At 51.1% G+C, this 24,538-nt stretch carries 19 protein-coding genes; 10 read left to right on the forward strand and 9 right to left on the reverse strand.

The genetic code is table 11. From position 1 onward, the window contains the following. Window positions 1–568: 568 nt before the first annotated feature. The 6 genes from TH63_RS15510 to TH63_RS15535 are packed head-to-tail and all read right to left on the reverse strand — an operon-like array spanning window position 569 to window position 6,680. The gene (locus TH63_RS15510; RefSeq protein ID WP_048921744.1) at window positions 569–1,900 is read right to left on the reverse strand and encodes a DUF58 domain-containing protein; all 1,332 of its coding nucleotides are present in this window, start codon (window positions 1,898–1,900) and stop codon (window positions 569–571) included. Next, on the reverse strand, window positions 1,900–2,898 hold the full coding sequence (locus TH63_RS15515) for an AAA family ATPase (protein ID WP_048921745.1): 999 nt from the start codon (window positions 2,896–2,898) through the stop codon (window positions 1,900–1,902). The genes TH63_RS15510 and TH63_RS15515 overlap by 1 nt, the downstream gene beginning before the upstream one ends. A 6-nt stretch (window positions 2,899–2,904) precedes the next feature. Continuing rightward, complete coding sequence (locus TH63_RS15520) at window positions 2,905–4,107, reverse strand: DUF4350 domain-containing protein (RefSeq protein WP_048921746.1); 1,203 nt, start codon at window positions 4,105–4,107, stop codon at window positions 2,905–2,907. Continuing rightward, on the reverse strand, window positions 4,104–4,835 hold the full coding sequence (locus tag TH63_RS15525; RefSeq protein WP_197088574.1) for a DUF4129 domain-containing protein: 732 nt from the start codon (window positions 4,833–4,835) through the stop codon (window positions 4,104–4,106). Before TH63_RS15525 ends, TH63_RS15520 begins: the two co-directional genes overlap by 4 nt. Window positions 4,836–4,846: 11 nt before the next feature. Beyond that, a complete protein-coding gene (locus TH63_RS15530; RefSeq protein ID WP_048921748.1) occupies window positions 4,847–5,737 on the reverse strand; it encodes a hypothetical protein in 891 nt (296 codons plus the stop codon). Further along, on the reverse strand, window positions 5,718–6,680 hold the full coding sequence (locus TH63_RS15535) for a stage II sporulation protein M (RefSeq protein ID WP_048922894.1): 963 nt from the start codon (window positions 6,678–6,680) through the stop codon (window positions 5,718–5,720). Before TH63_RS15535 ends, TH63_RS15530 begins: the two co-directional genes overlap by 20 nt. Window positions 6,681–6,777: 97 nt before the next feature. Here TH63_RS15535 and TH63_RS15540 point away from each other — a divergent pair, with 97 nt between their 5' ends. From TH63_RS15540 to TH63_RS15580, 9 genes are all read left to right on the forward strand, one after another. Next, window positions 6,778–7,485: an RDD family protein gene (locus TH63_RS15540; RefSeq protein WP_048921749.1), complete on the forward strand. Its 708-nt coding sequence runs from the start codon at window positions 6,778–6,780 to the stop codon at window positions 7,483–7,485. A gap of 730 nt (window positions 7,486–8,215) precedes the next feature. After that, on the forward strand, window positions 8,216–9,832 hold the full coding sequence (locus TH63_RS15545) for a type I restriction-modification system subunit M (protein ID WP_048921750.1): 1,617 nt from the start codon (window positions 8,216–8,218) through the stop codon (window positions 9,830–9,832). Window positions 9,833–9,853: 21 nt separating this feature from the next. Further along, the gene (locus tag TH63_RS15550; RefSeq protein WP_048921751.1) at window positions 9,854–10,906 is read left to right on the forward strand and encodes a protein kinase domain-containing protein; all 1,053 of its coding nucleotides are present in this window, start codon (window positions 9,854–9,856) and stop codon (window positions 10,904–10,906) included. Between the two features lie 2 nt (window positions 10,907–10,908). Then, window positions 10,909–12,477, forward strand: coding sequence for a tetratricopeptide repeat protein (locus tag TH63_RS15555; RefSeq protein ID WP_048921752.1), 1,569 nt, complete (start codon window positions 10,909–10,911; stop codon window positions 12,475–12,477). 1 nt (window position 12,478) lies between these two features. Then, window positions 12,479–13,564 (forward strand): restriction endonuclease subunit S, encoded by a 1,086-nt coding sequence (locus tag TH63_RS15560; RefSeq protein WP_076606506.1) that lies wholly within the window; start codon window positions 12,479–12,481, stop codon window positions 13,562–13,564. Beyond that, window positions 13,545–16,565: a type I restriction endonuclease subunit R gene (locus TH63_RS15565; RefSeq protein ID WP_048921753.1), complete on the forward strand. Its 3,021-nt coding sequence runs from the start codon at window positions 13,545–13,547 to the stop codon at window positions 16,563–16,565. The genes TH63_RS15560 and TH63_RS15565 overlap by 20 nt, the downstream gene beginning before the upstream one ends. Before the next feature lie 350 nt (window positions 16,566–16,915). Continuing rightward, a complete protein-coding gene (locus TH63_RS15570; RefSeq protein ID WP_048921754.1) occupies window positions 16,916–18,895 on the forward strand; it encodes a cellulase family glycosylhydrolase in 1,980 nt (659 codons plus the stop codon). Window positions 18,896–19,301: 406 nt separating this feature from the next. Continuing rightward, window positions 19,302–19,982 (forward strand): hypothetical protein, encoded by a 681-nt coding sequence (locus tag TH63_RS15575; protein ID WP_048921755.1) that lies wholly within the window; start codon window positions 19,302–19,304, stop codon window positions 19,980–19,982. Window positions 19,983–20,090: 108 nt separating this feature from the next. Beyond that, on the forward strand, window positions 20,091–20,468 hold the full coding sequence (locus TH63_RS15580) for a hypothetical protein (RefSeq protein ID WP_048921756.1): 378 nt from the start codon (window positions 20,091–20,093) through the stop codon (window positions 20,466–20,468). A 290-nt stretch (window positions 20,469–20,758) separates the two neighbouring features. On the opposite strand, the gene TH63_RS20935 is transcribed toward TH63_RS15580, so the two are convergent. The 3 genes from TH63_RS20935 to TH63_RS15590 all read right to left on the reverse strand — a co-directional run bounded on the left by TH63_RS20935 (window position 20,759) and on the right by TH63_RS15590 (window position 22,828). Further along, a complete protein-coding gene (locus tag TH63_RS20935) occupies window positions 20,759–20,935 on the reverse strand; it encodes a transposase (protein WP_231583486.1) in 177 nt (58 codons plus the stop codon). Between the two features lie 22 nt (window positions 20,936–20,957). Continuing rightward, complete coding sequence (locus TH63_RS20600) at window positions 20,958–21,428, reverse strand: hypothetical protein (RefSeq protein WP_053093833.1); 471 nt, start codon at window positions 21,426–21,428, stop codon at window positions 20,958–20,960. A gap of 245 nt (window positions 21,429–21,673) precedes the next feature. Then, a complete protein-coding gene (locus TH63_RS15590) occupies window positions 21,674–22,828 on the reverse strand; it encodes a cellulase family glycosylhydrolase (RefSeq protein ID WP_048921757.1) in 1,155 nt (384 codons plus the stop codon). A 619-nt stretch (window positions 22,829–23,447) separates the two neighbouring features. On the opposite strand from TH63_RS15590, the gene TH63_RS15595 reads away from it, so the two are divergent. Further along, on the forward strand, window positions 23,448–24,491 hold the full coding sequence (locus TH63_RS15595; RefSeq protein WP_048921758.1) for a LacI family DNA-binding transcriptional regulator: 1,044 nt from the start codon (window positions 23,448–23,450) through the stop codon (window positions 24,489–24,491). The last annotated feature ends 47 nt before the right edge of the window (window positions 24,492–24,538 follow it).

Consider the following 24,538-nt stretch of genomic DNA (forward strand, 5'->3'; position numbering starts at 1 on the left):
GTCACGGAAGTAAATCCGCGCCAAGGAAGAGGGGCCATTGGCACAGACACTCGCAGGAGCTGCGCGCACTACAAGGCAAGATCTGAGGCGGCAGGGCAGTTCTAACTTTAACCTAACCTCATTTTTAGAATACAGGTTGAACCCAATTGTGGTTGTCGGTGAGAACACCAAAAACGGCGGGCGGTATTGGGCCTCAAAGGCAGGAAGCACGAAGAACGCTCTTCCGGATTTGCAATCCGGAAGTTCCGAAAGGGGGATTTGTAATCCCCCTGGGTACAGGTTCCCGGTTTCCGGCAGGCGGATTACAAATCCGCTTTTCAATCATTCGGGATTGCAAATCCCGAACAGCGAGGGCTGAGAGAAGCAGAATAACATAGATAGTTGTGGGCCAGCAAGTGCCAATACGCCTCTCAAGTGCCAATACGCCTCTGCTGCACTCGCTGCCTCAAACTCCCGTTTGGGCAATCCTCAAGGGGAGAGTCTGCGTTTAGTAGGCGGCTTTACGTTTTGAGCCTGTTTTCTCAAAAATAGGCCAAAAACGCACTTTCAACACCCAGTGATTTCCTTCTTACAACAACCCTCTTGCTTTAAACTCCAGGTACTTGTTCACGGCGTTGACGGTGAGTTTTTCTGGGGGTGTGAGGATGGAGTGAATGCCGTGCATGGTGAACTCCTTTACAATCTGGCGCTTCTCGTAGGCGAATTTCTCGGCGGCGGCTTTCAGGTAGATGTCCTCCAGGTTGGAGGCGGGTTGCTGGAGCAGGTCCTGGGTCTCGGTGTTCTCAAAGAAGATGACCAGCACCAGGTGGTGGCGGGCCAGTTTGCGCAGGTAGGGCAATTGGCGCTGAGCGCCGTTCAAAGTTTCAAAATTGGTGAATAGCAGAAGAAGGCTGCGCTGTTTAATCTTGGAACGCACGGTGAGGTACAGCCGCTCAAAGTCGGTTTCCTGGAACTTGGTTTGCTGGTTGTAGAGCAGTTCCAGGATCTTCTGTAGTTGGGTGCTTCGGCGCTCTGCTGGTAGCATAGAGCCGATGTGGCTGGAGAAGGTAATCAGGCCGGCCTTGTCTTCTTTCCGGAGCGCCACGTTGGACAACACCAGCGACGCGTTAATGGCGTAGTCCAGCAAACTCAGGCCCGCGAAGGGCATTTCCATGACCCGGCCTTTGTCTATGAGGCAATACACCTGCTGTGATTTTTCGTCCTGGTAGTGGTTCACCATGAGTTCATCGCGGCGGGCCGAGGCTTTCCAGTTAATGGTGCGCTGGTCATCGCCGGAGACGTAAGACCTGATCTGCTCAAACTCGGCGCTGTGGCCTACCTTGCGCAGTTTCTTAATACCAAAAGCCGACAACTGCTGACTGGCTGCCAGCAGCTCATACTGCCGCATCTGAATAAATGACGGGTACACCGGCACCTCCTGCCCCTGCCCAAATTTGTAGCGCCGGCGGGCCAGCCGCAGCGGTCCGTCCACCAGCACGTTGGTGGCGCCAAAGGAATACACACCCCGCTGCGTGGGCCGCAGGTGGTATTCTATCACGTGGGTTTCATTGGTGGGCACCTGCACCTTAAAGCTGGCATCGCGCTTCTGGAACTGGAAAGGTAGCTCCTCAATTACCTCCAGGTGCACTGCAAAGCCATAGCGGTTCTCCACGTACAGGTACACTGGGTTTTCGCTGCCGTTGGAGAGCTTGCTCTGCATGCTTCTAGAGGAGACCACGCCCTGCGGCTGCCGGAAAAGCGCCACTAGGTCTACCCCCACAAACAGCACCAGCACCCCAAACAGCACCTTCACCAAAAACAGCAGCGCCGGGAAAAAGAAGGCCAGCACAAACAAGCCTATCGCCGCCAGGGCCGCATAGAAAAAGTAGCGGGTAAAATACAGGCCTTTGAGAAACGACACTATCTGGGCACCTCTGTTTTCTGAATGATCTGTTTCACCACGTCATCGGGCGTAGCCCCTTCCATTTCGCGCTCAGGCGTAAGCAGAATGCGGTGCCTAAGCACTGAGGGTGCCAGTTCCTGCACATCCTCGGGGGTCACGAAGGAGCGGTTCCGGATGGCGGCCAGGGCCTTGGCGCTGTTGAGCAAAGCCAGCGAGGCGCGCGGCGAAGCACCCAGGTACAGTGATTTGTTGGCGCGGGTCTGCACCACCAGGTGAGCAATATACTCCAGCACCTTCTGGTCTACGTGCACGCTTTTCACCTGCCGCCGGAGCTCCGATATCTGCGCGGCGTTCAGGACCGGCTGTATCTCTTCCAGGTCGCGGGCCAGGGCGGGGCGATGGTGATGGACGCCTAAGATGGCCACCTCCTCCTCTAGCGTTGGGTACTGCACCAGAATCTTGAACATAAACCGGTCCAGTTGGGCCTCGGGCAGGCGGTAGGTTCCCTCCTGCTCAATGGGGTTCTGGGTTGCCAGCACAATAAAGGGATCAGCCATGGCGTACTGGGTGCCGTCATGGGTGATCTGCTGCTCTTCCATCACCTCAAACAAAGAGGCCTGGGTTTTGGCGGGAGCCCGGTTGATCTCGTCAATCAGGATGATGTTGGAGAACACCGGGCCCTGCTTGAACTGGAACGTGGCCGTACCCGGATGAAATACCGAGGTTCCCAGCACGTCTGAGGGCATTAAATCTGGGGTGAACTGAATGCGGTTGAACCCTACGTCAATGGTGCGGGCCAGCAGTTTGGCGGTGAGCGTTTTGGCAATACCGGGTACGCCTTCAATAAGCACGTGCCCATCGGCCAGAATGGCCACCAGCAACAGGTCAATAAACGGCTCCTGGCCGATGATGCGCTTGCCTAGTTCTTCTTTGATCTGCTGCACGGCCTGCTGTAACGCAGAAAAATCTGCCTGGGGGGCCAGGGCTATGGCGGTTTCTTCTAATGGTTCCATCATGTTGGGTTAGCGGCTGGCTTGCCGGTAAAAGCTTTCTAATTTTTTATTCAATTGCCACAGGATCTGCTCCTGAAGGCTGTCTGAGGACTTCACGTGCCGGATGATCCGGAACAACTCGGCTATTTCCTTTTCTTCTACCCCAGATTTGTGGGCGATGCGGGTCTCCAGGTCCTGGTCCAGGGTGCTGGTGGCCTCAAAGTAGTGCAGGCGCAGGTACTCCAGAAAGTAGTTCACCTTCTTCTCGGCTATGACGTGGTGGTCACGGTGGTTGAAGTAGAGGCTGCCAATGACCTTCACAAATTCCAGGGTGGTGTTTCTGGGTTTCTCCAGAATAGGGATGATGCGCTGGGTGCGCTTGCTTTCAAACAAGACAAACAGTAGCAGGCTGCCCAGGGCAATGTAATATGCCCAAGTCAAGGCCTCATGCTCCAGCAGCACCCGGAACACTGAATTTTCACCCACGGGGCCCTGCTTCTGGTACTCGTCCCACCAGACGGGGGCCACCGGCAAATGCGACAAGGCCTGGGCGGCATAGGTGCTTTCCTGCGGAGAGATGACGTAGTAATTGGTAAAGGCCAGCGGCACCGAGCTCAAATAGAAACTGCCTTTGCCGTAATGAACTTGCACAAAATTGGTATCGCCGGCAGTGTTGCGGCCCAGCACGGTGGTTTTGAAGGCCGAAGAATCCAAAGTAATAGTGTTGTCTACTTTCTCCCAGGCGTAATACACCGGTTTATTGTTCGCCAGCTGCGGGTGCGTGAACACCAGGCCCAGGGAGTCTTGCTTTGTTTTTTTAGAGAACCTGGTCTTCACCCCCAGCGCTTTCTCCAGCCGCGACGGAAAACGGTGCGCACTAATGAATACTTGGCCTCCCCTACCCGCGAAACGCAGCAAGGCCTGCAGGTCCTGGCTCCCTAGTTTCATCTCTGAGTTGACGAACACGTAGTTGACCTTGGTGGCGCCGCTGTCCTTTTTCTGCGCTTCTTTCTCTTCTACCTGGTTCACTACCGGCAGGCGCACCATGCTCACCGGCTGGTTTTTGAAAAGGTCTGGCAGCACCTCATACAGCACATAGGTGCCATAAGGGATCTTGTCTTTGTTGGAGAAGGTCTCTTGCCAGCTGATGGGTTTGGGCCGGTAATACTCCACCGCCACAAAAGCCGCAAACAGCACCCCTAAGGCCAGCGCGTAGGTTCTATAGCTCTTCATGCGGCCACGGGTAATGAGCGATTGAACTCCTGAAACGCCTGGCGCACCACCTGGAACCGCTGCTCACTGAGCGCCGAGCCACCGTACCACACATACTCAAACAACTGCGTGATGTGCTCAAAGGGCCGACGCAAGGCTGGGTTCCTGAGTTCAGAGACGTAGCTGCGGTTGGTTTTGCCCGGGTTCCATTGGATCAGTTCCTGGTCGGTGAGGATCTTGAGGGTGCTCAGGTAATGTAACCTAATGGCACGGCGGTAATCTCCCTGGGCCTCGGCTTCTTCTATGAGGGCCTTGAAATCTATCTCATGAATATTCTCGCGGTAGGTTTCAAAAGCAATAGCGGCGGCCGGGGCCTTGCGGGAGAACAAACCCACAAAGTCTACTTTAAACAGCTTAAGCACCACATATAAGGTAATGCCAATGGCGAAGGCGTAGATCACGTATTTCCAGAAAGATTGAAACGACCGGGCCTCCAGCACCCGGTTAATGAACTGGCCTATGCGCTGTAGCCAACGCTGCCAAAAGGAAAGATCGGGCCGCAGATCCTGCTGGTACTGAAAGTCCCGGCTTTCGCGCAGCTCCTTCAGTTTGGCTGCGTCTGGATACCGCAGTTGCAGGGGCGCAGGCGTAGTAGTTACTGTCTGGGCAGGCGCCGCCACGGCGGTTCCCGCCCAAAGGGAACCACTCAATACCAGCATCAGAAAAAACAGGGGAAAAGAAAACCGCACAAACGTCATCATTAATGGTACTCGGCGCCAGCCACGGCCTCGGGGCGGGCCCCAATCTGGTTGACCTTTTCCAGATAGCCCAGGCCTTCTTTTTTCTCTACCAGGTCATAGTACAAAAATGCAATGGCGGTAATGTAGATGACGTAGAGCAGCAAACTGAGAACGGTGGTAAAGGAGCTGGCAATGATCAACAGCAGATCACTGTCGCCGCCCGGAAAGGGCAGGTGCAGAATCCGGAACACGTACACCACAATGGCCGGCAAAGAGGCCACAAATCCTATGACTCCCTGGATAATCAACACCAGCATCAGAAACCCGAAGGAGGCCCACCAGTTGCCTTTGATCAGGTGAAAGCAGCGCTCCACGGCTTCCATCAGGTTTACCTCTTCGCGCAGCATCACCAGGGCGTACATGCTCAGGGCCACCGACACGTAAATGCCGGGCAAAACCAGCAACAGCGTAGCCAGCAGCACCAGCACCAGCAACCCTATGGAAGAATACAGCAAGGAGATGAAATGCGTTTTGATATCATCCCACACCTCCTGGGTTTCTACCTGACCGTCCTGGTCCTGGTACCGGATCATGTAAGAATACACGGTAAGCATGAGCAGCACCACCCCTACCAAAGAGAAGAAAATGCTCACCCAGTAATGCAGAGAATTAATGCTGTTGGCAAATGACCAGGCCCCCAAAGAGTCATGCCGTACCGCCCCGGTCACCTCGGCCAGTTGGCGGCTCTGGTAGATACCCGAGAAGATACCGGCCAGCAGGGCGAACGGCACTACAAACACCAGCATCAGGCGCAACAGTGGTTTCAGGTTCTGCCGCAGAAACCCAAAAGTGGCGTTTATCTTCTGCCCCAGATCCCGCTCCTCTCTAAACTCAATCAAGTGGTTTCTCATAGATGGCTTTGGCTTGCAGCCGATACGGATAGTAAATAAAATAGAACACGATAAAGGCCGCGGAGCCCAGGATAATACAAAGGCTGGCGTACAGCGGCATGCCGGTGTGGCGGGTCACAAAGCCTTCCAGAAAACCGGCGGTAATAAAGATAGGAACCAGCCCCACCACCAGCTTTAGGCCCTGTTTGGCCCCGCGCCGGAACGACTCCAGCCGGGAGAAGGTCTTGGGAAACAGCAGGCTGTTGCCCATCACAAAGCCGGCGCACCCGGCAATGACAATAGCGGAGATCTCCAGGGTGCCATGAATCCAGATGGTGAGCGCCGAGGTGAGCAGCAGGCCGTGCTTGTAGAAAAAGTACTGGAACGCCCCCAGCATGATGCCGTTCTGCAGGAGAATCCAGAACGTACCCACGGAGAACAGCGCGCCCAGCACAAAGGCGGTAAAGGCCACCTTTATGTTATTGATGGTGATGTACAGGAACATGCTGGTCTCCTCCTGTTTCTTGTACACCGCCATGGGGTCGCCTTTCCTGATGTTGGCCAGCGTTTTGTTCACGTAGTCATCGCCCATGATGAGGCGCACAAAGGTGTCATCATAGGCCGCCGAGAGGGCGCCCAGGGCGCAGGCCACGGCAAAAATGAGGAAGGCATAGAACAGCTGCCGGTGGTGCATTTTCATAAGCAGGGGCAGTTCCTGTTTCCAGAAAAGTACAAAGCGGTTGGTCTTCTCTTTCTTGTTGCGGTAAATGGCCTGGTGAATCTTGCCCGTGAGGCTGTTGAGGTACTCGGTGTTGTCTGAGTCTGGGTAGAAGGTGCGCGCGAAGGAAAGGTCGTCGGTGAGCTCTATGAACCGGTGGGCCAGTTCATCTGGGTTGGACGTGGGCTCTGTGGCGTACCGTTTCCATTTAGCAGTATTCTGTTTAATAAAAGCGGCCTCGCGCATGTACCTGGTTTTGTTTCCTTCCAAATATATCTAACTTAGGCTATTTATTAAAGCCCCTTGCTTACAATTTATTAAAGCGCACTGCTTACAATTTCTGATGGATACCATTAAAATAAGAACCACCCAGAACGTAGAGGTGGAATATGCCATTGCCAGCATTGGCGACCGCATTCTGGCCTATCTGGTAGACGGCGCCATTTACCTGGGCTGGATCATTGTCTTCGCGCTGGCCAACGTCTACCTGGGGCTATCTGGGGTTTGGTATCTGGCGGTTCTTATCCCTATCATGTTTTACCACCTGCTCTGCGAGATCTTTATGAACGGCCAGAGCCTGGGCAAACGCGCCATCGACCTGAAGGTGGTCAAGCTCTCGGGCCATGCCCCCTCGGTGGGGGATTACCTGCTGCGCTGGGTGTTCCGGTTACTGGACATCTCCTTGCTCAGTGGCTTTGTGGCCATTATCACCATTGCGGTGAACGGCAAAGGCCAGCGCCTGGGCGACATTGCCGCCGGTACCAGCGTAATCAAAACCACACCCGTACGCCGCCGCAACGCCTTTCAGGTGCAACTGGAAGACAACTACACCATAGTGTTCCCAGAGGTAGCCGTGCTTTCAGACAAAGACATGGCCCTGCTGCGCAAACTCCTCTTCAAAGCCATCCAGTACAAGAACGAGACCCTGCTGCACCGCATTGCCGAACGCGCCAAAGAAGTGATGGAGGTAAGACCAGAGATGAGCGACCGGGATTTTTTAAAGACGGTGATCAAAGATTACCACCATTTGACGGCAGGGGTGGAGGCGTGAATTAGTTGTTAGTGGTTAGTTATTAGTTGTTAGGGGGAGGTGTTTTGGGTGAGTTTTTAGAAAAACGGGCTTAAAACGCCAAATGGTTTTCAAACATATCCATGTAGGGACAGGGCTTGACCTGTCCGTGTCTCCCGATGCAATACCGCCCCTTCCCTCCTACACCCAACCAAACGCCACTGTCAAAACCCGCAAACTATTTTCAAATAACCGGTACCGAAATTTGGGGATTGGAATGTGTGGAATCTGGAACGCCGGTTACATCCAAAAAGCCAAATGCGTTTTGGGCCTGTTTTTCAGAAAACAAGGCCAAAACCCACGCATTTCAGATCGTAGGGACAGGGCTTGACCTGTCCGTGGTTCTCGCCGTAGCACCGCCAGCTCTGCCACTATCAGTAAAATGAACTCGGGAATGCGCGGATCAGGAACGCGTGCGGACAGGTCAAGCCCTGTCCCTACAATCGGGAATTTTGGGAAAATGTTGGAATCCGGAATGCGCAGATCAGGCATGCGTCACGGACAGGTCAAGCCCTGTCCCTACATGGGTGCGTTTCGGGGCTGTTTTTGCCAAAACAGGCCCGAAACAACTTGCTCTAACAACTAATCACTAACAACCAACCCCTACCTATTTCAGGGTATATTTTCAACAGCCCCCTCCTTCTTACCCGGTTCTCCTAAACTTTCAATATCTTCGGATTCTTATATTACCCCTGTTACCTCCCGCTTACCGATGGCCAAAAAGAACACCCCCAATACCCCGCCCAAAGGCGATATAGATTTTGAGAAAGAACTATGGGACGTAGCCAACGAGCTGCGCGGCGCCGTAGCCGAGAACCAGTACAAAGACTACGTACTCTCCCTGCTATTTGTGAAGCACCTCTCTGAGCGCTTTGAGATACGCAAGCAGGAAATACAACTTTCCTTCTTTGAGCCCGAATCTGAGTACTACAACATTGAAGCGCACCAACAGTCTGAGGTGCTGGAAGATGAGCTGGAGTACCAGGTCAAGAACGCCTACCGCCTGCCCACCCACGCCACCTGGGACTACCTGCGCGAGAACGCCGAGCAGGACGACATCAAGGTAAAGGTAGACCAGGCCTTCGTGCTGATTGATGAGCTGCTGGCCAAGCGCAACCCCGACTACAAAGGCGTGCTGGAGCCTATCTTCGTGAAGAGCCAGCTCTCGCCTACGCAGGTGGCGGGGCTCATTAACCTGTTCTCCAAAGAGAAGTTCTCTGAAATTAACAACCCCGAGAGCGACATCTACGGCCGCGTGTATGAATACTACATAGGTAAGTTTGCCATGGCCGAAGGCTCCGGTGCGGGGCAGTTCTTCACGCCGGGCAGCGTGGTGCGTTTGCTGGTAGAGATGCTGGAACCGCTCAAGGGCCGCATCATGGATCTGGCCTGCGGCAGCGGCGGCATGTTTGTGCAGAGCCTCAAGTTCCTGCAGGCGCACGGCGGCGACAAGAACGACATCTCCATTTACGGGCAGGAGCGCTACGAGGGCACCCTGCGCCTCTGCAAGATGAACCTGCTGCTGCGCAACCTCTCCTTTGACGTAAAGCTGGGCGACTCCTTGCTGCACGACCGCTTCTCCGGCCTGAAGGCCGACTACGCCCTCATGAACCCGCCGTTTAACATCTCTAACTGGCACCCCGAGCTGCTGCCCGACAACGACCCGCGCCTCTTCGGGGCCAAAGACACGTTTACCACCCCCGGCAACGCCAATTACATGTGGTTCCAGACGCTGTGGCACCACCTCTCTGCCCGCGGCACTGCGGGTGTGGTGATGGCCAACGGCGCCATGACCACCGGTAGCGCCGGCGAGAAGAACGTGCGCGAGCACATGATTACCCAAGGCATGGTAGACTGCATCGTGCAGATGCCAGACAAGCTGTTCCTGACCACCGGCATACCCGCCTGTATCTTTCTATTGAGCAAGAACCGCGACGGCCACGACGGCGAACACCGCCAACGTAAAAACGAAATCCTGTTCATAGACGCCCGCAAACTGGGCACCATGGCCAGCCGCCGCCTGCGCGTATTTGAAGACGCAGACGTAGCCCGCATTGCCGAGACCTACCACCAATGGCGCAACTTGGGCGGAAACTACACAAATATAGAAGGCTTCTGCAAGGCCGCTACCTTAGACGAGGTGGCCGCCAACAACTACGTGCTCTCGCCGGGCCGCTACGTGGGCTCCGAAGCCGAGGAAGATGATGGTGTTCCGCTTGAGGAGAAGATGCAGAAGTTGACGGAAGAGTTAATGATGCAGTTTGATGAGGGTACTATTTTAGAAGAAAGAATCAAAAGGAATTTAGCAACGATTAGATTTAATAATTAATTTAATTAAAAAATATTAATAATGATACCACCCCATGATAATGCTGCTTATGCGCTAGAAGGAAAAGTATTGAATGGCAGATGGAAAGTTCTTAAACGTATAGAACCTAAGCCAGGTGCTACAGGAGGAAATTTTAGTGTTTGTTATCTAGTTAATGACGGTGAAAATGACGCATTTTTAAAAGCATTAAATTTTAAAGGATTTTTTAATGGGCCTAATATTAATATAATAGATGTAATACAACAACAAACACAAGCTTTCCAATTTGAAAAAGATTTATTATTAAGGTGTAAGAAAAACCGTTTATCTAAAGTTTCGACAATTCTTGATGAAGGTCAAGAATATGTCAGCGGCTTTACAATTGGACAGGTTCCATATTTAATATTTGACTTAGCTGATGGTGATATAAGATCAAGAATAAATTTTAACAACAACCTTGAGATAGCTTGGAAATTAAAGTCTTTAAGAAATGTAGCAACAGGCTTAAAGCAATTACACCAAGTTGAAATTGGCCATCAAGATTTAAAGCCTTCAAATATACTTTTATACGACAATGGAATAACATCTAAGATTGGTGATTTAGGCAGATCGCTTTGCGCTGACATAGTTGCACCACATGATAATGGAGGGCATTTTACGGGAGATTACTCATATGCGCCACCAGAATTTTTGTATAGATACATTGAGCCAGATTGGAAAAAACGCACTCAAGCTACAGATATATATTTATTTGGAAGTCTTATTGTTTTTTATTTTACAGGAACCAATATGACAGCCTTAATTGGAAATAATATTGATAGGCAATTTTTATGGACATTCTGGGGAGGAACTTTTGACCAAGTTAAAGATTATTTGAAAGAGGGTTTTTATAATGCGTTAAAAGAATTTCGTTTATCTATTCCTGATCCAGAATTAAGTACAGAACTTTCTAAAATAGTAGAGTATTGTTGTTTTCCAATTCCAAGTGAAAGAGGGCATCCAAAAGCTATTACAGAAAGAGGTAATCAATACGATTTTCATAGATTTATATCTAGACTTGATTATTTATCTAAAAAGGCTGAATTTAAACTATAGAAATGGCAATAATTTACGAATATGAAGAACGTAGAGTTATACCTAACTGGCGTGACTTTAAAAGAACATTGCCTTTAGGGGAATTAGAAAACAGAAACAATCCGAATCCGATAAATATTGATATTTCGAGAGCAATTAATGACTGGAGATTAGAACCAAATTTAGGAATTGCGGCTGACTTAATAAACGCTTCATTTATATCTGGTAAAACAAATTTTCCTGAGATAAACGAAGCAATAAAATTTATTACGGAAAATAAAAGTAAGTCTTCAAATTCTTTAACAAGTCTAGCAAACAGAATTAATAATATTCAAACTAATTCTATAGAAAGAGAGGGTTTTGATAGTAAACTAGACAGTAAAGCAAATTCAATAATAGATCTTCAAACATACACTAACAATGATGCTCTTTACAAATTAATACACAATACTAAACTAAGAGCTCAAAAAAATTTAAAAAATCCCATAACTTGGGTAGAACTTTCAAGGTTATATTCATTCTTCAGCAAAGAAATACAAGCTGAAAAAGCAATGGTGATTGCTTTAAATTTAGCACCAAATAATAGATATGTTTTAAGATCGGCAACGAGATTATTTGTGCATTTTGGAAAATACGAAAAAGCTCTTTATTATTTAAGAAAAAGTGAAGCAACAAAGCATGACCCATGGCTAGCATCAGCACATATAGCAACTTCTTCATATCTTAATAGATACTCACCTTTAATAAAACCTGGCATTGGGTTAATCAATTCCAAAAATTTTTCAAATTATGAAATCACGGAATTAGCTAGTGCATTAGGCACATTAGAATTTGGAGAAGGTTCCTATAAGAAATCAAAAGCCTTTTTTGATATATCACTAAAATCACCAAACGATAATTCACTCGCTCAATTTGAGTGGGTTTCTAAAGAGGATACTAGATTTAGTTTCAATCCACTCCACTATTCTAATGTAGCTAATCCTTTTGAGGCTTTTGCATATGAAAATTTTGAAAGAGGAAATTGGCAGGAAGCATTTGATGATAGTATCAAATGGTTCTTAGATATGCCTTATTCCAAAGGCCCTGTTTTGCTCGGTTCATATTTAACTTCTACATTTTTAAAGGATATTGATGCGACAATAATGCTTTGTGAAGCTGGGTTAAAGGCCAATCCAAATGATCCTTCAATTTTAAACAATTTGATATATGCGCTTATTGGAGCAAATAAAATTGAGGAAGCTGTTCCACATGTTCTTAATTTACATAAAGCAAAAATAGATGATTTACCAGATGAGACTAAAATTACATTACAGGCAACATTTGGGTTAGTATATATAAGTTTCGGTGATATCGAACTTGGTAGTAAGTATTATGAAACTGCAATCAATAATGCTGAAAGGATAAATAGCAAATACTTGAAAGACTCAGCAATACTTAATTTCACTAAAGCTTTGATAGTTAACGATTTACCTCAAAAAGACTTCTACTTTAATTTGGCATCAGAAATTAAACCTGATCCAAAACATACAGATTTAAAAAGCATGAAAGAAGAAGTAATAAGATTATATAATCTCTTTAGGTTTAAATTATAGAATGACCACCTGGAAAAAATATAAACTTGGCGATTTAGTAACCTTTCAAAGAGGTCATGATTTACCTGTTAGCAAATTTGAAAATGGAAATTATCCTGTTGCTGGGTCTAATGGTATTATTGGCTATCACAATTCTTATACAGCTAAAGGTCCAAGCCTAACATTAGGTAGGAGCGGTAAAATTGGAGGTGCACACTATTACGAATCAGACTTTTGGGCTCATAATACAACATTGTATGTAAAGGCTTTTCATAACTCTGACCCAAAGTTTATGTATTACTTGCTTAAGTCAATAGACTTAACAGGGCATAATTCAGGTAGTGCTGTTCCAAGTTTAAACCGCAATTTTATAAATCCTATTGAAGTCTTAGCCCCAGATCTTCCTACTCAACGTCTCGTTTCAGAAACCTTATCTTCCCTTGATGACAAAATAGAGCTGAACCGCCGCATGAACCAAACTCTGGAACAAATGGCACTAACGCTCTTCCGACATTATTTCATGGTTAATATTAATGAAGAAAATTTGCCAGAGGGATGGAAATTGGGGAAAATAATAGACCTTTTTGAGCTTCAAAGAGGCTATGATTTACCTGCACCTAAGAGAACTGCAGGCTCTGTACCTGTATTTGCTGCTGGTGGTTTAAATGGATTTCATAACGAAGCCATGGTGAAAGGGCCAGGAATAACAACAGGCCGAAGTGGTGTCATCGGCAACGTATATTATATCTCAGAAGATTTCTGGCCTCTGAATACTTCTCTTTTCATCAAAAGATATAACGCTTCTACTCCTTTACATGCTTTTTATGTATTGAAGTTTACAGACCTTAAGGGTTTAAATACTGGATCTGCAGTACCAACACTAAACAGAAACGAAGTTCACTCTTTAGAAGCCATTGTTCCTTCTAAAGAAGCAATCATCAAATTTGAAGAAGAAGCAAAATTGGTCTTTCAGAAAATCAGACATAACGAGAAGGAAATAGATAAACTTACCCAACTCCGTGACACCCTCCTTCCCAAACTCATGTCGGGAGAAATTGATGTAATGCGAACCCAACCGGAAGCCCTGCATGAGCCAGTACTTAGCTGAGAGTGACATAGAGGAGGCGGCCATCGCCTGGCTGCTGGAGCAGGCGCCCTACACCTACCAACACGGCGCCGAGATAAAGCGCGACCAGAGCAAGGTGGTGCTGGAAGACGCGTTTGCCGCCTACCTGCAACGCCGCTACCCGCAGGTGCCCGAGAAGGTGCGCCAGGAGCTGAAGCAGGAGTTCCTCTACAACCCCGGCGCAGACCTGCCCCAGCGCAACCACGCCTTCCACCTCAAGCTCAGCAAAGGCCTCAGCAAAACCTGGAAAGACGAGCACGGCCAACCCCAGTTCGGCCACTTCTACCCCGTTGACTATGACACCCTGGAGAACAATGACTTCAGGGTAGTGAACCAGCTCACCACTGTAGGCAAAGGCAAACGCCGCCCAGACCTTATCATCTTTGTGAACGGCCTGCCGCTGGTGCTCTTTGAGTTCAAAAACCTGTTCAACCAGGACGCCACCGTAGAGGCCGCCTTCAACCAGGTGCAGCATTATACCCTAGAGATTCCGGCAGTGTTTGAGTACAACGCCCTCACCGTGGTCTCTGACGGCCAAACTACCCTGCACGGCATGTTCAGCAGCGGTCTGGAGTGGTACGCCGCCTGGAAAAGCATAGACGGCCGTGCCGTGGTAGACAACGGCTTCGCGCTGGAAACGCTCATCAAAGGCCTGCTGGTGCCGCAACGCCTGCTCCAGTACGTGCGCCACTACATCTTCCATGAGCTGGACAAAGGCGAGCTCATAAAGAAAGGCGCCAAGTACCACCAGTTCTACGGCATCCAGTACGCGCTGCAGGAAACCCTCAAGAGCGTGCGCCCCAACGGCGACGGGCGCATTGGCGTCATCTGGCACACCACCCGCTCGGGCAAGAGCATCACCATGGCCATTTACACCGGCATTCTGCGCCAGCTGCCCCAGCTCCGGAACCCTACCATTGTGGTGCAGGTAGACCGCTTTGACCTGAACCGCCAGCTCTTCGAAGATTTTGTGGCCGCCAAAGACCTGGTAGGCGACGTAAGCATCGCCAACACCACCGATGAGCTGCGCACCCTGCTCAGCGGCGAGGGCGGCGGCGTGGTGTTCAGCACCGTGCAGAAGTTCAACCTCAAAGACACGGCCACTGGCCGCGAGCTGGAGCACCCCGTCCTGAGTTCCCGCGACAACATCATTGTCATTGCCGATGAGTGCCACCGCACCCAGTACGGCCTGGTGCAGGGCTTTGCCAACAACCTGCGCCGCGCCCTGCCGCAGGCCAGTTTCATTGGCTTCACGGGCACGCCTGTAGACAGCAAAGACGCCGACACCGTGGCCGTGTTCGGCGACATCATCCATACCTATGACATCCGGCAGGCCACCGAAGACAAAGCCGTGGTGCCCATTTACTACGAGCCGCGCCTGGCCAAGCTGCACCTGGGCAACGCCCAACTAGAGGAAGAAGCCGAGGAAATCACCGGCGGTCTGGAAGAAAACGACAAGAACAAGATTCTATGGGCCGCCATGGAAGACGCCGCCGGTTCTCAGGAGCGCGTGGCCGCCATTGCCCGAGACATTCTGCAGCATTACACGGCCCGCAACGCCAGCCTGAGCGGCAAGGCCATGGTGGTGTGCATGAGCCGCCGCAACTGCGTGAAACTCTATGACGCCCTCACCGCCCTGCCCGGCTGTCCCGAAGTAGCCGTCATCATGACCACCAACATTGCCAAAGACCCCATTGCCTGGAACCCGCACGTGCGCACCAAAGAAGCCATGGAAGGCATCAAGACCCGCTTCAAAGACCCCGATGATAAACTGCAACTGGTGATTGTGCGCGATATGTGGCTCACCGGCTTTGACAACCCCGCCATGCACACGCTCTACGTAGACAAAGTGATGACCGGCCACAACCTCATCCAGGCCGTGAACCGCGTAGCCACCGTCTTCCGGGACAAACCCAGCGGCCTCATCGTGGACTACATCGGGATAGGTGACCGCCTGCGCGATGCCACCAAGAAATACACCGGTGCCGGCGGTTCGGGTGCCGTGGCCTTAGAGATAGAAGAAGCCTTCTCCTTCACCCAGGAAATCATTGAACTGCTGCGCGAGCAACTGCCCCCTGATTTCACCTACCATACCTGGCTGGCCTTGACCACTCAGGAGAAATTTAAATTAGTAGCGCTGGCGACTAACTTTCTGGTCTCTGATGATGAACTCTGCAAGGCATTTATGCTGAACGAGAAGAAACTCAGCAGCCTCGCCTCTATCGTGAAAAACCATGCGGCCATTAATGACATTGCGGTAGACATCCTCTTCTTCCAGCACGTGGGCGCCGCGGTGCGCAAGGTAAAGTACCCCACCACCAACATCAAGAAAAGCCAGGAGCAGATTAAAAACCTCATTCACCGCAGCATTGAATCTGAAGACGTGGTAGACGTGTTCCAGATGGCCGGCATAGAGCGCTTTGACATCTCCATCATCAATGACGAGTTCCTGGCCACCGCCAAGGAACAGAAGACCGGCAACGAACTCAAGCTTGAACTCCTGCGCCAGATCATGAACGACGAGATCAAGGTCCGGTCCTCCAATAACCTTATCAAGTACCGCAGGCTCAAGGAAGAGGTAGAGAAGATCATCGCCGACTACCACGCCCACTTCTTTGACAGCCTGGTGGCCATGGAAAAGATACGGGCCGTTGCCAAACAATTGCAGGAAGAAGACCAGCGCCGCACCCAACTGGGCCTCACCCAGGAAGAAGAGGCCTTCTACGAGATCCTGGCCAACCACCCTAACGCCGTGCAGGACTTCGAACTCATCAAAGAGCTTGTGAAAAAAATCCTGGCCGAGGTCAAGAAAAGCGCCTCCCAACCAGACTGGTACAAGAAGGATGACACTAAAGCCCAGTTAATGCTGGCCGTGAAAAAGGTACTGCGCTTTAAAGTACACGCAGACCTGCAGGAGATCCTGGATGAGATCATGGAGCAGGCCGAGGAGCGGTATAAGGTGTGGGCGTTTGGGGTAGCGTAAAAGCCAGGAGGAACAAGTTACGACCTTTCCTCCCTACTTGATCAGATAAACCGCTCAATTCATGGGGCCGGCCTCCGGTTAGTGATCCCCAATTGGGGCCTTGCCAGGGAATACAGAGAATAGAAAGCAGTCAGGGAAGGCGGGCGGTTAAGTAAAGTAAGCAATGTGGTTCTAAAGTAGGCCGTTGGTGGTGAGCAACGGAAGGCCGTGCAGGCTTTTTGTCTACTGGTAAATGAAAAAGGTAACCGCTTTTCTTCCGGCATTGGTTTGTTTTGATATAGAGGCATTTGCCATCATTAATTCCCTTATTTTTAGCTGATAATCCTGGAGAACTCGAAGTCACTTACTAAATGACAACACCTGTACGCGCAGTAAAACAAACCATAAAGAAAGGCCCGTTCTGGTTCATCCTTTTTCTGTTAGTACTAGGCACCGTGCTAAACGCCCACGCCCAGGAGGCCCCCTTCAGGAAAGGGGTGAATCTTACGGGCTGGTTTCAGGCCAACAGTGCGAAGGAGATTTCCTTTTCACGCTACACCAGGCAAGACTTTGAGCAAATCAAAAGCCTTGGGGTTGATGTAATCCGGTTGCCCATTAACCTACACGGCATGACCAAAGGGGCGCCAAATTACACCCTGGACCCGCTGTTCCTCACTTTCCTGGATGAGGCCATTGGCTGGGCCGAGGCCCTGGATCTGCATCTCATTCTGGACAACCACTCCTTTGATCCCCTTGATAACACGCAGCCTGATATAGAGTTGATACTGGAGAAGGTCTGGCCCCAGATGGCGCGGCGCTACAGAGACCGGTCAGACAAGATCTATTACGAGATTCTGAATGAACCCCATGGCATTGCCGATGCCACCTGGGGCGCCATCCAGGGCCGTATTATCCAGGCCATCCGGAAGGAAGACACCAGGCACACGCTTATTGTAGGCCCTTCTAATTTTAACAGCTACGCCAACCTGGCCCAGCTGCCCGCGTACCCAGACAACAAGCTTATCTACACGTTCCACTTTTATGACCCGTTTCTCTTCACCCACCAGGGAGCCAGTTGGGTAGCGCCCTCTATGGTGCCGCTGGCCAACATGCCCTTCCCCTACCGCGCCCCGGACATGCCCGGCCTACCGGCTAACTTCAGGGGTTCCTGGATGGAAAGTGCCTATAACAACTATGCCCAGGACGGCACGGTGGCCAAGGTGAAACAACTTTTAGACATTGCCGCCCAGTTTAAGCAAACCCGGAAAGTACCCCTTTTCTGCGGCGAGTTTGGCGTGTTCATGCCCAACAGTCGGCCCACCGACCGCGTGTTCTGGTATGACACCGTGCGCCGCTACCTGGAGGAAAAGGGCATTGCATGGACTAGTTGGGATTACCACGGCGAGTTCGGGTTGTTTTCCCCCGGCGGCTCAGACCAGTTCCAGCATGATTTGAACGTGCCCCTGCTCCAGGCCCTGGGCTTTACCGTTCCAACCCAAACACCCTTCGTGAAGCAGCCCGAAACTGCCGGCTTCGCCCTCTACTCAGATTACCTGGGCCGGGGAATCATGAATGCCAGCTACGGAAATGGCCCGATAGACTTTTACTTTGACCAGAAACCCAACAATGGCCGTTACAGCCTGCTCTGGACCGGCGCCGACCAATACAGCAGCATCGTCTTTGACTTTAAACCAGACAAAGATCTGTCCACCTTAAAGCAGCAAGGATACGCCCTGGATTTCATGTTCCGGGGCACGGCGCCGGCCACCAGCGTAGACATCCGGTTCATTGACACCAAAACCACGGCGGCCAACGACCACCCCTGGCGCTCCCGCGTGACCCTCAATGCCCAGTCTGTTCCCTTTGACGGCCGCTGGCACCATGTACGCCTGCCTCTGAGTTCTTTCACAGAACAAGGTTCCTGGGACAACAACGCTTGGCATAACCCCGAGGGTAAGTTTGACTGGGCTAACATTGACAAAATGGAGATTACCGCCGAACACGGCGCCCTGGGCCAGGCCAAACTCTGGTTTGACAACATTTACCTTTCCAACCAGGACACGGCCCAGGTCCATGACCCTACGGTATTGGGGGTGGAAAACCTTAGGTCTTCGGTATCTCCGGTGAAAGTGCACCCCAACCCTGCTTCCGGGTACCTGCTCCTAGAAACTTCCTTGCCGGGCAACCTGGCGGTAGAGATGAGCAATGGCGTAGGCGCCGTGATATACCAAAACCGGTTTCAGCAGCCGCTTAAAATTTCAACTGCTTCTTTTCCTGCCGGGACCTACCTGCTCAAGGTGACCCAGCCCAACGGGCAATACGCTATCCATAAAGTGCTGGTGCAGCGGTAGGGAAACTGTCTTTTTTGGGGCTGTTTTTGAGAAATCAGCCCCAAAACGCCTTTCAAAAATTAAGTTATGCTTATTTCTGGCTTGTACGCCGGCTGTTTTTTTGATCAGGTCCACTTCTTTCTGGTGGCAAGGGGGAAGACTTTCTGAAAAATTTCATGGGCATTTCCTGCGCTTCGCCCAGATAACCCAAGCCTTTTCGAACTTTCCTGGCTGCTGGACGTTCTAGAGAGGCACACCCACTGGGCAGCGCGCCACCTTTGCGCTTTAAGACAAGTTTTATCCCTTTCATCGTCTTTTCGGCAGACCCAGCTTCTCTCTTTTTCCATCTTTCTTGCGGCTTTCGGCCTGTTTCAGGCTACAGCCTACCTGCAGGCTATCCTGGGCCGCGGTTCTTTTGAATCCTTTTATGAATTATACCCTCATCCTTGACAGTGCTACCACGGTAGACGAAATTCCCGAATATTGGACACCCCAGGACTACATTCAGCTGTTGGAGAAATTCAATTTCCCTGATGCCGCCTCGGCAAGCCCAGAATCACTGCCCGAACTGCTGGCCATGGCCATCACGGACTTTGAGCCCAATGTGGCTGCGGCCCTGGTGCTGGAATACAAACTGTCTGAGCAGCTGAACGAAGGGCAGATCCACCAGATCTCCAACGACATGCTGCTGGACAAAATCTCAGAGGAGTACCCGGATATTAGCCTGCATGCCCCTTTGTTCCACATTAACCAGTTGCTGTACAAGGCGTTCAACGGCAAATTCCCCAACGCCAAAGCCACGCTTATCCAGTTCACGGCCACGCCCGAAGACCCTGCCCATGACGCCCCGCTCTCCAAAGAGGGCGCGTTGCGGCTATTTGGCCAAGGGCTGTCTGAGAGTAACTTAATCAAGCGGTTGTTTGGCGAGCAGATGGCAGGCACGGTAGCTTTCACAGAGGCGGAAGACATTGTCTGGGAGTTGCAGAACACCGGCAACAACACCTATTCCCTGCTTACCTCGGCATACTGGCTCAGCAAAGATGACCTGGTGGCCAATGAGTTTAAGGGCGCTTATGACCCAGCCCCGGTTCCGGAAGAAACCGTTTAAAATCACTTTTACCGGGGCGATGCCTCTCTCTTTACATACAACACATCAGGCTGAAAGCAAGCTTTGCCCGCGGCCTGGTACCATTCATTATATTTAAAACAAAAGACGATGTCAACACAAAACAATAAGCAATTCGGCGTGTGGTTAGATTCAGTTCAGGCCACTGTAGTAGGTAGAAAAGACGTAGACTCTGGTGAGTTTGTAGTGCTGGGCCATGCCAAGAACCAAGGCCAGGGCAGCAATTCTAACGAGAACACGGCCCACAATGCCGAGCAAGGATTACAGCAGAAGTTCTTCAAGGAGATTACGGCTCTCATGCAAAACGCCGAGGCCATTCACGTAACGGGCACCGGCATCACGCAGGAGCAATTCATTAAGTACCTGGCAGAGCAGGCCCAATTCAAAAACACCCAAGCCCAGGAAAGCACGTCTAACCACATGTCTGACGAAAACCTTTTAAAATATGTGACCGAGCAGTTCAACTAGGACTGTTCACGTAACGTTATAAAAAAGCGGCTTCCTGAAAAGGGAGCCGCTTTTTTTCGTGATGCGAGTGTAGGGACAGGGCTTGACCTGTCCGTGCCTCCCGAAGGACTGCAGCCCCTTTGCCACTATAATAAAATGATCTCGGGAATGCGGGATTCAGCAATGCGATGACCAGGAATGCGTGCGGACAGGTCAAGCCCTGTCCCTACGGTCGTGTGATGCGGGAACCGTGTTGATCAGGAATGCAGGGATCAGGAATGCGTGCGGACAGGTCAAGCCCTGTCCCTACTTTATCTATAGAAACGGTCTGCCAGCCAATTGGCGGGGTTGTTCTCTATGTATTCTTTGATGTTGTGAAATCCTTTTTCATCTCTGATGATATGGTCATGAAACGATCTTTGCCAGGCAAATTCTATCAATCCAGCCAACCGTATTAATCTAGACGAGTTACTTTTATACGCCCCCATTATCTGGGAAATAGATTTAGTTTTAGTGCCACGTAGGGACAGGGCTTGACCTGTCCGCACGCATGCCCGGTCCTCGCATTCCCGGATCCCCGCATTGCTGGTCCACGCCTGCCCGGCAAACACATTCCCAGTCTTCATCTACCCCTCTGTCAATATCACTTCTTAATTCCTCCCTACTCAAAATATCCCTATTTACCCCTATCTCCTCGTTTGCCGGGAGGTCATTTTTTATTTCCAGGAGACCGTGCATATGATTGGGCATGACCACGAAGGCATGTGACCGCAGGTAGGGAAATTTATGCAACATTTCCAGCCATTGGCGCTCTGCTATCTTCCCATAGGGATTTAGGTTTATCTGTTCATTTAAAATGTTGCCAAAGGAACAGGCCATGGTCTGCACGCAGGACGTCACAAAGTAGAAGGCGTTGGTGCTGTAATTAAAGCCAGTGAGTCTGTTCTTTTTCCTGTGTGGCAGCATGGGAGACTGAATCATGTAAGAAAGTTTTCCATACGGGAAATAGGCCAGGGAGATGGAAGTGCCAGTGCGTGGAATGCGGGATTTATAATGCGATGGTTCGGGAATGCGTGGACCAGGAATGCGAGAATTAGGAATGCGTGCGGACAGGTCAAGCCCTGTCCCTACAGGAGCGCCGTTCACACCAAAAACCAGAAAAGCGTTCCAGAGCCGTTTTTAGAAAAACAGCTCTGAAACGCTTTTTCAATCAATTCCCTGCCGGGTTACTTCTTCGCTTGTACGCCGGCTACGCTTTTAATGAGGTCTACTTCTTCCTGGCGGTAAGGGGTGCCGTCTTTCCGGAAGATGTCATGGAACCAGACAGTGGGCTCAGCGGTGTAGTTCTTGTCCCAGCTGTCCCAGGGGTAGATAGTCTGGGTTTTACCGTCCACAAAGCCCCAGTTAATCATGCCTACGTTGTGCTTTTTGGCGATGGGCAGGGCGCCCTGGAAGGTGCTGCCGTTCGGGCGGGCCATGTACTCGGTGCAGATCATGGGGCGGCCGTAGCGCTTGAGCCAGTTAATGCGTTGCTCCAGTTCCTCGGGGCCGTCATAGTTATGGAAGGTGATGATGTCAGACTCGGCTACCATCAGTTTTTGCATGGCGGTTAAGGAGTCATGGGTGGCCCAGTTGCCCATCCAGACGCCAGAGGTCACGGGCTGCGAGGGGTTCATGGCGCGGGCCCAGGTAAAGGATTTTTTGAGGAGCGGCAACACGTAGTCCAGTTTGTTGGGCAGTTCCTGCTTGCCGTAGGCCGAGCCTTTGTTGAGGTTGTAGGGTTCGTTCCAGATGTCCCAGGCCAGCACGCGCTTATCGTTGGCAAACTTACCCATTACCCCTTTCACGTAGCGCTCCAGGCGCGGGTACTGGGTAGAATCCTGCAGGCCGGCCGACCCCGGGCTCTGCACCCATCCCGAGTTATGCACGTGCGGCCGGGGTTCGCGCTGCTTGCCTATTTGGGGGTTAGGGTCCCACACGGAGTCAAAGATCACCAGCATAGGTTTTATGTTGTGGCGCTGCGCGATGTTCAGGAACGTGTCCAGGCGCCGCAAAAAGCCCACCGAATCCTGCTCCCAGAGCAGGTCATGCAGGTACACGCGGGCGGTGTTCATACCAATAGACTCGGCCCAGCCCAGCTCGCGGGCAATGGTGGCTGTGTCAAAGGTTTCGGCCTGCCACATCTCCAGCTGGTTAATGGCGGTGCTCGGTGAGAAGTTAGGCCCAATCAAGTAGTCCTGCTGGCCATACCACTCGTTGGCTTTCTCTTTGGTCCAGATAGCGCGGGGTTTTACTACCTCTTTCTCGGTGCCGGTCTTGAAACAGCTTTGGGTGAGCAGGCAGCAAAGCGCGGCCCACAAATACAGGTTCTTCAGGTTCATAGGGAATGGGTTGCGTGGTAAGGTATTGTTTTGGTATAAAGGCTGATGGGTAAGGTAACTGATGTAGCGGCTCACCTTGGGTTTCCGTTTTAGGGTTGTTTTGGGGAAAACGGCCCTAAAACAGGTTTCCAGGATCTGCTCTGTTACATAATTACAAAGGCGGCCCAAAACTTCCTACCGCTGGCGCCGGCCAACCCGTTCTCCCCTCCAAAAATCAACAATAGTTACAGCTTTTTACAACCTCGTTATATGGTTTGCGGCCCCTCTTAAGCGATTCGGCTACTTTCCTTCCATCGCTTCTATTACATTTGCCACCGGAGAATAAACAAGGAACAGACGCATTTCTGCCGGCGCACCGCCTGACACCTCTGTGTTTTTGACGTAATCGATTACGTTCCTTTTCCGGGGAATCATCGCCTCTGCCCCTCTTTCTGTGGCTATGCCTGTGCTCCTTCCCTTTTAAAGAAAGCAAAACGCAAGGCCTTGTATTGGGTAAATTTGGCAGCGAAGGGCCTTCACAAGCCCACATTGTTACCATTCCTGAAACCAATGAATAAAATTCAGGCTATTTGCACCATTGATCAATAAAATTCTATATTTACGTAATCGATTACGTTACATGGCCCGAACCACTATCCATGATATAGCCAAAGAGCTGCATACTACGGCAGCCACGGTTTCGCGCGCCTTAAATGACCACCCCTCCATTAGCGCCGCCACCAAGGAGACGGTGAAAGCCACCGCCCTGCGCCTGAACTACCAGCACAACCGGGCCGCCTCTTCGCTGCGCTCCGGCAAAACCTATGTGATTGGGGTGTTGATTCCCAGCGCCGAGGTCAGCTTTTTCGGGTCGGTGATACACGGCATTGAGAAGATTGCCAAAAGCCAGGGGTATAACGTGCTCCTGTTCCAGACCAATGAGCAGTATGAAGACGAGGTACAGGGGGTGCAGACCCTGCTGCAGTCTAACGTAGACGGTATCATTGCCTCCATCTCCAAAGAGACTATTCAGTATGACCATTTTCTGGAGGTAAAGCGGCGCGATATCCCCTTGATCTTGTTTGACCGCTCCCTTGAGGGTTTGGACGTACCGAGTGTGATGATCAATGACTACAAGGGGGCCTTCATGGCCACCGAGCATTTGATTGAACAGGGGTTTACCCGCATTGCCCATATCTCGGGGCCGCAGCACATCAGTATTTTTCATGAGCGCCTGAAAGGCTACGTAGACGCCCTGGCCGCGCACGGCATGAAAATAGACGGCGACCTGATCATGTACGGCAAGGTGACCATAGACTCGGGCCGCACCTGCGCCGAGCAGTTGCTGCAGTTGCCCTCGCCGCCAGATGCTATTTTCGCCGCCGAGGACTTTACTGCCCTGGGGGCTTTGCAGGCTATTAAGGAAAGCAAGTGGCCCAAACCCGGCCAGATAGGGCTGGTGGGCTTCGCGAACGAGGCTTTTAGCGCCTACATCACGCCCAGCCTCACCACCATTGACCAGCAGACGGCCTTAATGGGCGAGGAGGCCGCCAAAATTTTCATGGACCTGAGCCAGAAAGGCAAGAAACCCGATCTTCCGCCCCAGAAGATAGTACTGGAGCCGCTTCTGGTCCAGCGGGAATCTTCTATAAAGAGGAAACCAAAAAAGAAGAGTATACCCTAAGTTTTTTATCTTTCACGGTCATTACCATCACCTACTTACCCTCAACC

This window comes from Rufibacter radiotolerans, from assembly GCF_001078055.1.
GTDB lineage: Bacteria > Bacteroidota > Bacteroidia > Cytophagales > Hymenobacteraceae > Nibribacter > Nibribacter radiotolerans.